The organism is Tsukamurella ocularis (genome assembly GCF_024807615.1).
Taxonomy (GTDB): Bacteria; Actinomycetota; Actinomycetes; order Mycobacteriales; family Mycobacteriaceae; genus Tsukamurella; species Tsukamurella ocularis.
This window is the reverse complement of sequence record NZ_JANUCJ010000002.1, coordinates 509,240-522,844: the sequence shown is the minus strand read 5'-3', so window position 1 is coordinate 522,844 and position 13,605 is coordinate 509,240. Positions and strand designations below refer to the sequence as shown.

The following is a 13,605-nucleotide window of genomic DNA, read 5'->3' as shown; positions in this document are numbered from 1 at the left end:
CCCACGGGCCACCGGGAGGACGACGACGGTGCGCGTGCGCGGCACAGTGGGCGGTATGGGAGAGCTGAACAGTCCGGTGCTGTGGACGATCGCCGCGTGCGAGATCGGTTTCTGGGTCCTCGTGGTCGGGGGCCTCGCGATGCGGTACATCCTGCGCTGGCGCCGCCCGGGGATGATCTCGCTGGCGCTGGTGCCGCTCCTCGACGTGGTGCTCATCGCCGCCGTCGCGATCGACCTGTACCGCGGCGGCGAGGTGGGCTTCGCCCACCGGCTCGCGGGCATCTACCTTGGATGCACCGTCATGTTCGGGCACCGCATGATCGCGTGGGCGGACGAACGCTTCGCCCACCGCTTCGCCGGCGGGCCCGCGCCGCGCAAGGTGCCCAGGCTCGGGCCCGAGCGGACCCGCAAGGAGTGGTCGGACTTCTACCGCTGGCTCGGGGCAGTCGCCATTGCCGGAGCCGTCTCGCTGGGGCTGGGGTACACCGTGGCGGACGACACGCAGCGCGAAGCGCTCATGGGCGTCTTCGGGACACTCGGCGTGATCACCGTCATCTGGCTGGTCACCGGACCGCTGTGGGTGGCGGGTCGAGGAGAGAGCGCGAGCGACTAAGTCGCTGTCGGTCCGCTCCGGTGCGCGGGCCAGAACGTCACCCGCTCGAGGACGATCGCTTCGAGCCGGTCTGCGCCGTACTCCCAAGTCTCGTCACACGCGTCGCATGAACAGACCGGATAGTGCGCAGTCACATTGGGCGCGATTCGTACGCCGGCGGATGGGTAGTCGGTCAGCAGGAAGTCGATCGCGTCCTCGGGCGCTGTGCGCGGCGCGACCCGAGTCTGCCGCACCGTGGCGTTGATGTAGTCGGAAACCGGCCCCAGATCCGTGACGACGTCGTAGGTCGCGACGAGGTGATCGACGAGGGCGTTCGCCACGGTGTGGAGAGGTGCGAACCGCTCGGGATGGCGCTCCCGTGAATAGCTGTCTTCGGGTGGGTCCTCATCGAACGACCAGCGATCGCCGTAGGGGATGGGAGTTCCCTCGTCATCGACGAACGCGGGAAGCTCGATCGACGGGCGGGCGTACACACCGCAACGGTACTCGGAGGGCGAACACGCCGAACGCCCGACGGCGTACCGTCGGGCGTTCGGGAACGGGACCTAGTCCAGGTAGTCGCGCAGGACCTGCGAGCGCGACGGGTGGCGCAGCTTGCTCATCGTCTTCGACTCGATCTGGCGGATGCGCTCGCGCGTCACGCCGTAGACCTGACCGATCTCGTCTAAAGTGCGCGGCTGACCGTCGGTGAGGCCGAACCGCAGCCGCACCACGCCCGCTTCGCGCTCGGACAGCGTGTCCAGCACGGACTGGAGCTGGTCCTGCAACAGCGTGAAGGACACCGCGTCGACCGCGACGACGGCCTCCGAGTCCTCGATGAAGTCGCCGAGCTGGCTGTCGCCCTCGTCGCCGATGGTCTGGTCCAGCGAGATCGGCTCACGCGCGTACTGCTGGATCTCCAGCACCTTCTCCGGCGTGATGTCCATCTCCTTCGCCAGCTCCTCCGGGGTGGGCTCGCGGCCCAGGTCCTGGAGCAGCTCGCGCTGGATGCGGCCGAGCTTGTTGATGACCTCCACCATGTGCACCGGGATGCGGATGGTGCGGGCCTGATCGGCCATAGCTCGGGTGATCGCCTGACGGATCCACCAGGTGGCGTACGTCGAGAACTTGTAGCCCTTGGTGTAGTCGAACTTCTCGACCGCGCGGATCAGGCCGAGGTTGCCCTCCTGGATCAGGTCCAGGAAGGCCATGCCGCGGCCGGTGTAGCGCTTGGCCAGCGACACCACGAGGCGCAGGTTGGCCTCGAGGAGGTGGTTCTTCGCGCGGTTGCCGTCGCGGGCGATCCAGTTCATGTCGCGCCGGATGCCGATCGCGGGCTTCTCGCCGCGCTCGAGCCAGCGGTTGATCTGCTGCTCAGCGAACAGGCCCGCCTCGATCCGCTTGGCGAGCTCGACCTCCTCCTCGGCGTTGAGCAGGGCGACCTTGCCGATCTGCTTGAGGTAGGCGCGCACGGAGTCCGCCGAGGCGGTGAGTTCGGCGTCCTTGCGGGCCTGGCGCAGCGCCTCGGACTCCTCCTCGTCCCAGACGAAGTCGCCGGAGGCCTTGTCCTGCTCGGACGGCTCCTCGTCCTCCGCGTCCGCCGGGGCGGGCTTGGTGACGGCGCTCTTGCCCTTCGCATCCGGGGTGTCGTCCGCCGTGTCGTCGGCGTCGAGCGCCACGTCCTCGTCGGAGAGCTCCGTGGGATCGGGATCGCCGTCGAGCTCGGGATCGACCTCGTCCTCGGCGCCGCCCCCGGCACCGGCCGCCGAGGCGTCCTTCTTGCCGGCGGCCTTCTTCGCCGTGCGCTTCGCGGGACCGGCGGCCGCCTTCTTGGCCGGCGCCTTCTTCGCGGGGGCCTTCTTCGCCGCCGCCTTCTTGGCGGGGGCCTTCTTGGCCGGCGCCTTCTTCGCGGGAGCCTTCTTGGCGGTGGTCTTCTTGGCGGTGGTCTTCTTGGCGGGGGTCTCCGCCGAGGTGGCCGAACCGTCCACGCCGTCTGTCGACGGTGCGCTGGAGCTGGTCTGCGTCGCTGCCACGTACGCCCTTTCCTACTGTGCCTGCATGCGCCGGAACCGCTTCCCGGGCGCGACAACAGCACCTGTTCCGAGCCGTGTGCGGCATCGGTGGTGGCTGAGGCGTCCGGAGGCGAGGGAGACCGGCGTCTGTTCCGGCGTTTCGACGCCGGCACCCCATTGTAACGATTCGGTCGCTCCGCCCGCATTCACCTGCGGTCAAAGCGCCCGAACCGGACGGATCAGCCGCGTTGCGACGCCATCGCCGCGCCCACGATGCCCGCGGTGTTCAGCAGCTTCGCGGGAATCACCGGCGTCTTCACCTCGAGCAGCGGGACCCACTTGTCGGCCTTGCGGCTGATGCCGCCGCCGACGATGATCAGGTCCGGCCACAGCAGCTTCTCGTACTCGCGGAAGACGCGGCTGACCTGGCCCGCCCACTTCTCGTAGCTCCAGCCCCGCCGATCCTTCACCGAGCTCGCCGCCCGGTGCTCGGCCTCCTTGCCCTCCACCTCGATGTGCCCGAACTCGGTGTTGGGCACCAGGGTCCCGCGATAGATGAGCGCCGAGCCGATGCCCGTGCCCAGCGTCAGGAGCAGGATCACCCCGTCGAAGTCGCGGCCCGCTCCGTACCGGTCCTCGGCGAGCCCCGCCGCATCCGCGTCGTTGAGCACTGTGACCGGACGATCGAGGGTGGACGTGAAGAGCTCGCTCGCATCGGCGCCGATCCAGCCCGGGTCGATGTTCGCCGCGCTGCGGACAGTGCCGTTCGTCACCACCGCCGGGACAGTGATCCCGACCGGGCCCGCCCAGTCGAAGTGCTCGATGACCTCGCGGACGGCGCCGGCGCACGCGCCCGGCGTGGACGGCTGCGGCGTGGGCACCTTGAAGCGCTCACCGACGAGCTCGCCCGTGTCCATATCGACGACGCCGCCCTTGATCCCGCTGCCGCCGATGTCGACACCGAACCCCAGATTCTCCGCCATTGCCCGCTCCACATTCCTCGACGTGCCGGACAGTGGTCCTTCCGTCCGGGTGCACTCGGCGCTGTCAAAGTACCGCGGATTGTGGTTCTGTGGTGGGCGTGCAACTGAACCGATGGGAGTTGTCAGAGATCGCCGTCACCGTCGTCACGGAGGCCGCGCAGCGCGTCGCGGCCCGCCGAGCGGAGGTCTTCGGCGCCAATGCATTCGACGGTGCCGATGGGACGCGTCCGGACGGTGTGACCACCAAGTCGACCCCCACCGACCCGGTCACCGTCGTCGACACGGAGACCGAGCGATTCGTGCGGGACCGGCTCGCGGAGTTGCGGCCGGACGACGCCGTCCTCGGCGAGGAGTTCGGTGGTGAGCAGGGGGAGCCCGGCGCTGTCCGCTGGGTCGTCGACCCCATCGACGGCACCGTCAACTTCCTCTACGGGGTGCCCGCCTACGCGGTCTCCCTCGGCGCCCAGGTCGACGGCGTGTCCGTCGCCGGGGCCGTGGCCGACGTGGTGCAGGGCACCGTCTACGCGGCCGCTCTGGGCGGGGGCGCGCGCGAGATCGCCCCCGATGGCACGGTCCGCGTGCTCCGCGCGAACCCGATCACCGATCCTGCACTGGCCCTGGTCGCGACCGGCTTCGGTTACGCCCGCGAACGTCGCGAGAAGCAGGGCCGAGTCCTCGCGCAGCTGCTACCCGCCGTCCGCGACGTGCGACGCATCGGCTCCGCAGCCCTCGACCTGTGCATGGTGGCGGCTGGACGCGCCGACGCGCACTTCGAGCACGGCCTCAGCCCGTGGGACTGGGCCGCCGGCGCCCTGATCGCGCAGGAGGCGGGTGCTGTCGTGATCGTGCCCGCCGCGGACTCCACCAGCGATGACGGCGCGCTCACCCTCGCGGTCGCACCGGGCATCGCCGATACGCTGATAGCCCTGCTCCGCCAGGCCGGAGGGCTCGAGGCGCTCTAGGTCGCTGCACGGCTCCGCGGCGGGATCGTCTCAACGGTTGCAGGATTGGCTATGCACCGCCGAGACGAGGGCGGGATTCGCCCCGCCATCCGCAGCGCCGGCCGGCGCCGCCCGCAGGATGCGCAGGATCTCCTGCGCGTCGGTGCTCGGCTCCAGATCGGTGAAGAATGTGCCCAGAACGAGATCGACTGAGTTGTCGCGGCGTCCGTCGTCGACCAGCTCCGCGCACGGCGCGATGATCCACGCCGCCGCCGCGGCCGCCCGGCCCGAATCGCCGAACCGCAATTGCGCCTGGCAGGCCATCTCGGAGTAGACCGGATCGTTGCCGTAGGCGCCGGTGGTGGGTGCGCTGAACCCGTAGTCGGCGAGTTTGTTCAGGGTGGTCTCCGCGCGACCCGCCTGTCCCGAGGCGTTGAGCACGCGCACCGTCGAGGCGGCGAGGGGAGCGGGCCGGACCGAAACCAGGTCGTCGGGGGAGACGATCTCGAACTTCTCCGACGCGGGCGCGGGCGCCGGTGCGGTGGCCCCCGCGCGCGCCGCAGCTCCGGCCGTCGCTGTCGCTGTCGCCGTCGCCGAGTCCGACGTGGCCGGCGGCGACGGGCAGGAGACGGGGGCGGCGGTCTCCTCCTGGGAGGACATGGCGCGTGCCCAGGTCGCGATGGCGACTACGGCGAGGACGGCGATCACGATGAGGATGGGGAGCGTGTTGCGCCGCCGGAACGGTTCACCGTTCCGGTCGAATCGCCGGCCCGTGCCGGTGAGCTGGGAAACCACGGCCCCGACTGTACGGGAGGGCGCAACCCGGACAGGGGAGGCGGCGCGGGAGTCGCCGCGGGAATCATCCGGGCCCATCGTGCGTTGGAGGGGCAACGAGCGGTGGAATTCGGAGCGTCACGTAAAACCGTGACAACCGATTTCGAGTGCGCTACACTCTGGCCGCTCGCGCGGGAAACAACGCGCCCGGCGGTCTCGGAAACCCCGAGACCCAGGGGTACGAGCAAGGATGGGGATGACACGGCATGGCAACTGATTACGACGCTCCACGGCGCTCCGAGGCGGACGAGATCTCGGAGGATTCGCTCGAGGAGCTGAAGGCCCGTCGCAACGAGGGTCAGTCCGGCACGGTGGACGTGGACGAAGGCGAGACCGCCGAGTCCTTCGAACTCCCCGGTGCCGACCTGTCGGGCGAGGAGCTGAGCGTCCGGGTGGTGCCGAAGCAGGCTGACGAGTTCACCTGTACCAGCTGCTTCCTGGTGTACCACCGCAGCCGGCTCGCCGATCCGGACGGCACCGAGCTGATCTGCATCGACTGCGCCTGATGGCGATCTCTCCGCGGCGGCCCGCTCGCTAGCCGAGCGTGGTCGCGGCGGGGATCAGCGCGAGCATCTTCTCTGGACGCCGGGTGGAGACCATCCAGTACGGCGTCGGATCATCCGGGTCGTCGAGGACCACGACGATCATCGTCTTGATCCAGCCCTTGTGGTAGATGAACGCAGCCGGATCGAGCTGGCGGCCTAGCGCCGCGCTCTTCGCCTCCGCCGGCACCGCCGCGGCGCGGGAGATCAGCTCCAGCGGAAGGTGGGCGTTGCCCGCCCAGAGCTCGCCGTCGCGCACGCCGACGCTGCCGCGGCCCATCGACCACAGCAGTACTGCGATCACGGCGACGATCAGCACGAACGCGCCGATCATCCAATCCCCCCACCTCGCGGCGAGAGTCACCTCGAAGCAGAGCAGACCCGCAACGACAGCTCCCGCGAGCCACCAGTACCACGGCACCGTCAGCCTCTCGGCGTAGTCGTTCGGCTGCTGCGAGGTCTTCACTGTTCGATCGTCCGACACGGCTTCAGCGTAGTCTGCATCCCATGGTGAGCCAGATACCCCTACTGCGGCTCGACGAGGGCCTCCCACTCCCCAAGCGCGCCCATCCCGGCGACGCGGGCGTGGACCTGTACTCGACGACCGACGTGCGGATCGAACCCGGCGCCCGCACGCTCGTCGCCACCGGCGTGGCGATCGCGCTGCCGCACGGCACCGTCGGCCTGATCCACCCCCGTTCGGGCCTCGCCGCGAAACACGGTCTCACCGTGGTCAATACGCCCGGCACCATCGACGCCGGCTACCGCGGCGAGATCAAGGTGTGCCTGCTGAACACCGATCGTGAGACGGCCGTCGACATCAAGCGCGGCGACCGGATCGCCCAACTGCTCGTGCAGCGCGTCGAGTTGCCCGACTTCAAGGAGGTCTCGTTCCTCGACGAGACGGTCCGCGGCGCTGGCGGCTACGGCTCCTCGGGCGGGCACGCCAGCCTCGAGTCCTCCCACTAACGTTCCCACCGAACCTTCGAAGACCCAAGGAGCACCGTTCATGGCCCTCGGCCGCCGCAAGTCCAAGCAGCGCAGCACCGCGAGCGTCGACCCGTACGCCACGATCGGGCAGCCCGAACACCACACGGCGCCGGTCCCCGCCGACGACGACGAGGTTCAGGAGCTCGGCACCGGCGCCGGCCCGTACGACCTCAGCTCCCTCGAGAGCGCCGAGGGCCTCGACGACGGCCGGCTCGATCTCGGATCGATCATCCTGGCCATGCCGCCCGAGTCGCAGCTGCAGGTCGAGATGAGCCCCGAGGGCGTTCCCGTCGGCGTGCACCTCGACACCCCGGTCGGCAGGATCACGCCGGGCGTCTTCGCCGCGCCCAAGTCGGGCGGGCAGTGGCGCGAGGTCGTCACCGAGCTGGCCGATTCGCTCCGCGAGAACGGCGCCCAGGTCACGATCGAGGACGGCCACTGGGGCCGCGAGGTCGTCGGCACCCAGCCCGACGGCGTGCTCCGTTTCATCGGCGTTGACGGCCCGCGGTGGATGGTCCGGATCGTGGTCGCCGCGCCGCTCGAGAACGCCGATCAGGCCGCGCAGCTCGCGCGCGCCATGCTCGCGGAGACGGTGGTCCGCCGCGGCACCGATCCGCGCCCCGCCCGCGACCACCTGGAGATCGAGCTCCCCGCCGAGCTCGTGCAGCAGCTGCAGGAGGCGATGGCCGCCCAGCAGGCGCAACAGGAGCAGGCTGCTGCGGCGATCGCTGCGCAGGTCGCGCAGCGCGCCGCCGCCGACGGCCCCGCCGCACTGCGGCAGAGCAACCAGGACCGGCTCACCCAGGGGTCCGCGCTGACCCGGCTCAACAAACAGCAGTAAGGCCGGCAAGCCCGGCCCGGCCCAGGACGGCCGGGTCGGGGCCGAGGTCGGCCAGGTCGACGACCTCGACGGTGGCGTGGGGGATCGCCGCGGCCCACGCGTGCGCGGTGGCGACGGGGTGGATCAGATCGCCCTCCGCGCCGACCACGACGGCGCGCCCGACCAGCCCGCCGAGCGCGACCTCCGTTGGGGCGGCGTACCCCGACGCCTCCCGCAGGGCCGGTGCGAGGAAGTCGCCGTGCGCGGCCCATGACCGGCTCAGTTCGCGCGCCAGCCACGGCGGGCTCCCCGCTCGCATCCGGGCGATCGCCTCCGTTGCGCCGACCTCGTCGATGACGTTCGCGGTCACCCTCGCGGACATCGCCGCGGGCACATCCGGCCCGGCCGCGCCGCACCACGGCGGCAGGGTGAGCACCAGCGTCACGTCCGCGCCGGGGTGCTCGAGCGCCCAACTCGCGCCGACCGCCGAACCCAGGGAGACGCCGCAGATGAGCAGCGGACCATCGGAGGTGGCCTCGTCCAGCGCTGCACGGTAACCGGCCACCACCGACGGCGGCGTCGCGTCGACGGCCACGGTGCGCGCGCACAGCGCGGTGAGGGGCGCGAAGGCGCGGAGCGCGAAGTCGGCGTCCGAGCCCGAGCCCGGCAATAGGACGGCGGTGGTGTGCGGGGGGAACTGCATGGGCCGAGCATGCCAGGACGTCGCTGCCCGCCAGTGCGGGCACCGACGGCGGGCGGTCGTCGCCGCGCCGCCGCGTAGTGTGATCGTGTGACAGATGGTGCAGAGCAGGAGCCGGATACGGCGGCGGACGACGCCCCCGAGCCTTCGATCACGGATCAGGTGCTCGAGCAGATGGGCGGCTGGCAGGGGATGGTGTACTCCGCGCTGCCGGTGATGGCCTTCGTGCCCGCGAACGCGGTCTGGGGGCTCACGGGCGGCGCGATCGCGGCCCTGGTGGTGGCCGCCCTCGTCGCCGTGATCCGGCTCGCCACCCGAACGTCCATCCAGCCCGCGATCTCGGGGTTCTTCGGCGTCGCGGTGTGCGTCGTGATCGCGATGGTCGTCGGCGGCAACGGCAAGGGCTACTTCCTGTACGGGATCGTGATGCAGGCGGTCTTCGCGGTCGTTTTCGCGGTGTCGTTGGTGGTGCGGTGGCCACTCGTCGGGGTGCTGTGGCACCTCTTCGACGAGCGGAAGAAGGAGCCCACCGGCTCGGAGACCGCGGACGTCGGCCACGACTGGCGGGCGGACCGGCATCAGTACCGCGCGTTCGCGTGGCTGACCGTCCTGTGGTTCGCCATGTTCGTCGTGCGGTTCGCCGTCCAGTTCGCGCTGTACCAGAACGACGACGTCGGCGGGCTCGGTGTCGCGCGCATCGCCATGGGGTGGCCGATGTTCGCCGTCGGCCTGTTGATTACCTTCCTCGTCGCCAGGAGGACGACGCATGCTCGCACAGAATGACGTGCTCGAGCTGACGTGCGGCGCGCCGGGGCACGGCGGCTTCGTCATCGCCCGGCACGAGGGCCGCGCCGTCTTCGTGCGCGGAGCACTCCCCGGGGAGACCGTGCGTGCCCGGGTCACCGAGGTCAAGAAGTCCTACGCCCGCGCGAGCACCGTCGAGGTCCTCGAGGCCTCGTCGCACCGAGTGCCCGAGGCGTGCGCCGCCGCGGCCGCCGGCGCCGGCTGCTGTGACCTGACCTTCGCGGCGCCCGCCCACCAGTGGCAGATCAAGGCGCAGGTGCTTCGCGAGCAGTTGCAGCGCGTGGGCGGTTTCGACGCCGAGTACTTCGGCCCCGGCTGGGACTCGATCGTCGTCCCCCTCGCCGGCGGGCAGTCCGGATGGCGGCACCGCGCCCGCCTCGTCGCCGACGGTGACGGCCGCCTCGGGCAGCACGCGCACCGCAGCGATGCCGTGGTGGTGGCGCCGTGCACGCAGCTCCCCGTCGAACTGACCGAGCTGGCGGCCGCGCTGCGCGCCGAGCCCGGTGCCGAGGTGGCGCTCGTCCTCGACGACGCCGGGAACGCCCATGCGGCGGTCCCGGCCCGCCGGGGCCGTCCGGCGAAGGTGCTGTCCGGTGCCGGGCTCGCCGAGTACCGAGTGGGTGATCGCTCGTGGGTCATCCCCGTGGGCGGCTTCTGGCAGGCGCACCGCGATGCCGCGACCCGGTACGCACAGCGCGTCGCCGCGTACGTCGGCCGCTTCGGCCCGGGTTCCGGGGTCGCCTGGGACCTGTACGGCGGGGCCGGCGTGTTCGCCGGTGCGCTGGTGGACGAGGGCCACACGGTCGACGTGATGGAGACCTCTGGCGGTGCGATCGCCGCCGGTAAGCAGGTGTTCGACGGTGCGCCGGTGCGGTTCCACCGGGGCGATGTGGCCACCCGTCTGAAGGGGCTGCGGGCGCCGTCGGTCGTGGTGCTGGACCCGCCCCGGGCGGGCGCGGGGAAGGCCGTGATGGCCGCGGTCACGGCAGCGGCGCCGGAGGTCATCGTGCACGTGGGCTGTGATCCTGCGGCCTTCGCGCGTGACGTCGGGGTCGCGTGCGACAACGGCTACCGAATGGTCGAAAGGGACGTCTTCGACGCCTTCCCCGGGACGCACCACGTGGAGGCGATCGCGGTGCTGGTCCCCGGGGTACAAGCCTGGCGCGGTCGGTAAAGTGGCGGGAACACCTCTCACGGGAGTAGACACGAGCGATATGAACCTGCTGAGCACCATCGAGTCCCCACGCGACCTGCGTCGGCTGGACCAGGATCAGCTCACCGAGCTGGCCGGGGAGATCCGTGACTTCCTCGTGGAGAAGGTCTCGGCGACCGGTGGGCACCTCGGCCCGAACCTGGGCGTCGTCGAGCTGACGATGGCCATTCACCGCGTCTTCGACTCGCCGACCGACCCGGTGCTCTTCGATACGGGCCACCAGGCCTACGTCCACAAGATCCTCACGGGCCGTCGCGACGGCTTCGACACCCTGCGCCAGGCCGGCGGACTGTCCGGGTACCCGTGCCGCGCCGAGTCCGAACACGACTGGGTCGAGTCCTCCCACGCCTCGGCCGCCCTCAGCTACGCCGACGGCCTGGCGAAGGCCTTCGCGCTCAAGGGTGAGCAGCGCACCGTCGTCGCCGTGGTCGGCGACGGAGCCCTGACCGGCGGCATGTGCTGGGAGGCGCTCAACAACATCGCGGCGTCGGACCGCCCCGTTGTCATCGTGGTCAACGACAACGGCCGCTCCTACGCGCCCACGATCGGCGGCCTTGCGACGCACCTGTCGGGCCTCCGTACCCAGCCCGAGTACGAGCGACTCCTGGGCGAGGCCCGCCGCCGGCTCCGGAACCTCCCCGTGGTCGGCGAGCCCGCGTACTCGGTGCTGCACGGCATGAAGGCCGGGATCAAGGACATGGTGAGCCCGCAGGCGCTGTTCGCGGACCTCGGCCTCAAGTACGTCGGCCCCATCGACGGTCACGACGAGCTGGCCATCGAGGCGGCCCTCCGCCGCGCCAAGGACTTCGGCGGGCCCGTCGTGGTGCACGCGATCACCCGCAAGGGCAACGGATACGAGCACGCCGAGAACCACGAGGCTGACCAGATGCACGGCATCGGCGTGATCGACCCCGCCACCGGCTTGCCGGTCGGTGGTGCCGCCGGCACCCGCGACTGGACCTCGGTCTTCGCGGAAGAGCTGGTCGCGCACGGCGAGCGGCGCGACGACGTGGTCGCCATCACCGGCGCCATGGCGGAGCCGACGGGTGTCGCAGACTTCGGGCGCAAGTTCCCGGATCGCATGTACGACGTGGGCATCGCCGAGCAGCACGCCCTGACCTCCGCCGCCGGCCTCGCGCTGGGCGGCATGCACCCCGTGGTCGCCCTGTACGCCACCTTCCTCAACCGTGCCTTCGACCAGCTCCTCATGGACGTCGCCCTGCTCGGCCAGGGCGTCACCGTGGTCCTGGACCGCTCCGGCGTCACCGGCCCCGACGGCGCGAGCCATCACGGCATGTGGGACCTCTCGCTCGCCGCCATCGTCCCGGGCCTGCGCGCCGCGGTGCCCCGCGACGCGGCTCGGCTCCGAGAGGAATTCGCCGAGGCACTCGCCATCGACGATGCGCCGACCCTGATCCGCTACGGCAAGGGCGCGGTGCCCGCCGACCTGGAGGCCGTGCGCCGCCTGCCCGACGGTGCCGACGTGCTCGTCGAGGACGGCGACGGCGCCGCGGACGTGCTGATCGTGGCGGTCGGTGCCTTCGCCCACGTCGCGGTCGACGTGGCGACGCGCCTGCGCGATCAGGGCATCTCGGCGACCGTCGTCGACCCGAGGTGGGTGCTGCCGGTGCCCACGTCGATCGTCGACTTGGCCAGCTCCCACCAGCTGGTCGTCACGCTCGAGGACAACGGCGTCGCGGGCGGTATCGGTGCGTCCGTGACCGCCGCGCTGCAGCGCGCCGAGGTCGACGTGCCGACCCGCGTCCTCGGGATCGAGCAGAGCTTCCTCGATCACGCCTCCCGCGGCGAGATACTCACCGACCTGGGGCTCACCCCGTCGGAGATCGCCTTCCGGATCACCGGCTGGGCCACCGCGTGCGCGCACGTGACCGTGCCCGCCGAGAAGGCCACGCCGGAACAGGTCCGCTGAGGCGGATCCGGATCGGTCAGTCGGAGGCGAGCGCGGCCGCGACAGCGGTGATCGTCAGCCGTCGCTGCCAGTTCCGCGCGCTCGAGGCGGTGAGGGCGTCGTCGATGGCGTCGAGGTCCCGAGCGGTGCCGTCCCAGCACAATTGACGGACCGCGTCGGTCGGGAGCAGGTTCTCCACGGGCACCGCGACCTCGTCGGAGATCTTGGCCAGCGCGGCGCGCACCTTGGCGAGGCGCTCCGCGGCCTCCGGGTTCGACTTGGCCCAGCGGTTGTTCGCGGGCACCCCGTTCCTGGGACCGTGCAGCGGGGGGAGCGAGGCGTCCGGGAGGGCGTTGGCCCGGTGGATCGCCCCGAGCCAGCGCTTCGCCGACCGCCGCATCCGCGGCCCGCCGAAGACCGGCAGTGCCGTGAGCTCCGCCTCGGTGGTGGGGTTCTTCGCGGCGGCGTTGATGATCGCGGCGTCCGGAAGGGTGCGCCCCGGCGCGACGTTGCGCTGCTCGGCCATCTCGTCGCGGGCCATCCACAGTTCCCGCGCGCGGGCCAGCTGGCGCCGGTTGCGCAGCGTGCTCAGCCCGGAGAGCCGGCGCCACGGATCGGGCTTCGGCGGCGGGTCCGGGCGGGTGCGCTCGTACTCGAACTCCTCGAGCGCCCACTCCAGCTTCCCGGCGTCCTCCAGCCGCTCGTAGGCCTCGTCGCGCAGGTCGACGAGCACCTCGACGTCGAGTGCCGCGTAGTTGAGCCAGTCATGCGGCAGGGGCCGGGTGCTCCAGTCGGCGGCGCCGTGCCCCTTCGCCAGCGCGTAGCCGGTGTACTCGGAGGTCATCGCCGCGAGGTTCACGCGCGGCGCGCCCAGCAGGCGGCCCGCCAGCTCGGTGTCGAACAGCTCATCGCACTCGAAGCCGTCGTCCCGCAGGCACGGCAGGTCCTGGTCCGCCGCGTGCAGCACCCACTCGACGCCCCGCATCGCCTCGATCACCGGCGCCAGGCCCTCCGGCTCGTGGATCGGGTCGAGCAGGAACAATCCGGAACCCGACCGCTTGATCTGGATCAGGTAGGCGCGGGAGGAGTACGTGAAACCCGAGGCGCGCTCGGTGTCGACGGCCACGGGGCCCGTGCCCCGGCGCAGCGCCGCCGCGCACTCCGCGAACTCCTCGACGGTGGTCAGGGGCTCGGGCACGCCCTCGGCGGGTTCGGTGAGCGGAATCCCGGGAACCGGTTCTGACGAGGCCTTGCCCACGTCGGCG

General features: G+C 71.3%; 15 protein-coding genes. 8 read left to right on the top strand and 7 right to left on the bottom strand.

Features of this window, described 5'->3' with window-relative positions:
• Positions 1–55: 55 nt before the first annotated feature.
• A complete protein-coding gene (locus tag HNP44_RS08600; protein ID WP_259140194.1) occupies positions 56–613 on the top strand; it encodes a hypothetical protein in 558 nt (185 codons plus the stop codon).
• Here HNP44_RS08600 and HNP44_RS08595 read toward each other — a convergent pair.
• The 3 genes from HNP44_RS08595 to ppgK all read right to left on the bottom strand — a co-directional run bounded on the left by HNP44_RS08595 (position 610) and on the right by ppgK (position 3,587).
• Positions 610–1,086: a DUF6226 family protein gene (locus HNP44_RS08595; protein WP_259140200.1), complete on the bottom strand. Its 477-nt coding sequence runs from the start codon at positions 1,084–1,086 to the stop codon at positions 610–612. The genes HNP44_RS08600 and HNP44_RS08595 overlap by 4 nt on opposite strands.
• A gap of 72 nt (positions 1,087–1,158) precedes the next feature.
• Positions 1,159–2,625, bottom strand: a complete 1,467-nt coding sequence (locus HNP44_RS08590) for an RNA polymerase sigma factor (protein ID WP_259140201.1) — start codon at positions 2,623–2,625, stop codon at positions 1,159–1,161.
• Positions 2,626–2,843: 218 nt separating this feature from the next.
• Positions 2,844–3,587, bottom strand: a complete 744-nt coding sequence (gene ppgK / locus HNP44_RS08585) for a polyphosphate--glucose phosphotransferase (RefSeq protein WP_259140202.1) — start codon at positions 3,585–3,587, stop codon at positions 2,844–2,846.
• Positions 3,588–3,685: 98 nt separating this feature from the next.
• Here ppgK and HNP44_RS08580 point away from each other — a divergent pair, with 98 nt between their 5' ends.
• On the top strand, positions 3,686–4,549 hold the full coding sequence (locus HNP44_RS08580) for an inositol monophosphatase family protein (protein ID WP_374758758.1): 864 nt from the start codon (positions 3,686–3,688) through the stop codon (positions 4,547–4,549).
• A 30-nt stretch (positions 4,550–4,579) separates the two neighbouring features.
• Here HNP44_RS08580 and cei read toward each other — a convergent pair whose 3' ends face one another.
• Positions 4,580–5,323 carry an envelope integrity protein Cei gene (gene cei / locus HNP44_RS08575; protein WP_259140206.1) on the bottom strand — a complete coding sequence of 248 codons (744 nt, stop codon included), beginning with the start codon at positions 5,321–5,323 and terminating at the stop codon, positions 4,580–4,582.
• A gap of 245 nt (positions 5,324–5,568) precedes the next feature.
• Between cei and HNP44_RS08570 the strand changes: the two genes are divergently transcribed.
• Positions 5,569–5,868: a DUF4193 domain-containing protein gene (locus tag HNP44_RS08570; protein WP_068525100.1), complete on the top strand. Its 300-nt coding sequence runs from the start codon at positions 5,569–5,571 to the stop codon at positions 5,866–5,868.
• Between the two features lie 28 nt (positions 5,869–5,896).
• Here HNP44_RS08570 and HNP44_RS08565 read toward each other — a convergent pair whose 3' ends face one another.
• Positions 5,897–6,388, bottom strand: a complete 492-nt coding sequence (locus HNP44_RS08565; RefSeq protein ID WP_259140207.1) for a DUF3093 domain-containing protein — start codon at positions 6,386–6,388, stop codon at positions 5,897–5,899.
• Between the two features lie 23 nt (positions 6,389–6,411).
• Between HNP44_RS08565 and dut the strand changes: the two genes are divergently transcribed.
• On the top strand, positions 6,412–6,873 hold the full coding sequence (gene dut, locus HNP44_RS08560; protein ID WP_212553016.1) for a dUTP diphosphatase: 462 nt from the start codon (positions 6,412–6,414) through the stop codon (positions 6,871–6,873).
• 40 nt (positions 6,874–6,913) lie between these two features.
• The gene (locus HNP44_RS08555) at positions 6,914–7,735 is read left to right on the top strand and encodes a DUF3710 domain-containing protein (protein ID WP_259140209.1); all 822 of its coding nucleotides are present in this window, start codon (positions 6,914–6,916) and stop codon (positions 7,733–7,735) included.
• On the opposite strand, the gene HNP44_RS08550 is transcribed toward HNP44_RS08555, so the two are convergent.
• Positions 7,719–8,417: an alpha/beta hydrolase gene (locus HNP44_RS08550; RefSeq protein ID WP_259140212.1), complete on the bottom strand. Its 699-nt coding sequence runs from the start codon at positions 8,415–8,417 to the stop codon at positions 7,719–7,721. The two genes, HNP44_RS08555 and HNP44_RS08550, sit on opposite strands and share 17 nt — an antisense overlap.
• Before the next feature lie 87 nt (positions 8,418–8,504).
• Here HNP44_RS08550 and HNP44_RS08545 point away from each other — a divergent pair, with 87 nt between their 5' ends.
• The 3 genes from HNP44_RS08545 to dxs are packed head-to-tail and all read left to right on the top strand — an operon-like array spanning position 8,505 to position 12,361.
• Positions 8,505–9,197 (top strand): DUF3159 domain-containing protein, encoded by a 693-nt coding sequence (locus HNP44_RS08545; protein ID WP_259140214.1) that lies wholly within the window; start codon positions 8,505–8,507, stop codon positions 9,195–9,197.
• Positions 9,181–10,392, top strand: coding sequence for a class I SAM-dependent RNA methyltransferase (locus HNP44_RS08540; RefSeq protein WP_259140216.1), 1,212 nt, complete (start codon positions 9,181–9,183; stop codon positions 10,390–10,392). Before HNP44_RS08545 ends, HNP44_RS08540 begins: the two co-directional genes overlap by 17 nt.
• A 40-nt stretch (positions 10,393–10,432) precedes the next feature.
• A complete protein-coding gene (dxs, locus tag HNP44_RS08535) occupies positions 10,433–12,361 on the top strand; it encodes a 1-deoxy-D-xylulose-5-phosphate synthase (RefSeq protein ID WP_259140217.1) in 1,929 nt (642 codons plus the stop codon).
• A gap of 16 nt (positions 12,362–12,377) precedes the next feature.
• Here the strand turns inward: dxs and HNP44_RS08530 are convergent, their stop codons facing one another.
• Positions 12,378–13,598, bottom strand: coding sequence for an HRDC domain-containing protein (locus tag HNP44_RS08530; protein WP_259140218.1), 1,221 nt, complete (start codon positions 13,596–13,598; stop codon positions 12,378–12,380).
• Positions 13,599–13,605: the final 7 nt, after the last annotated feature.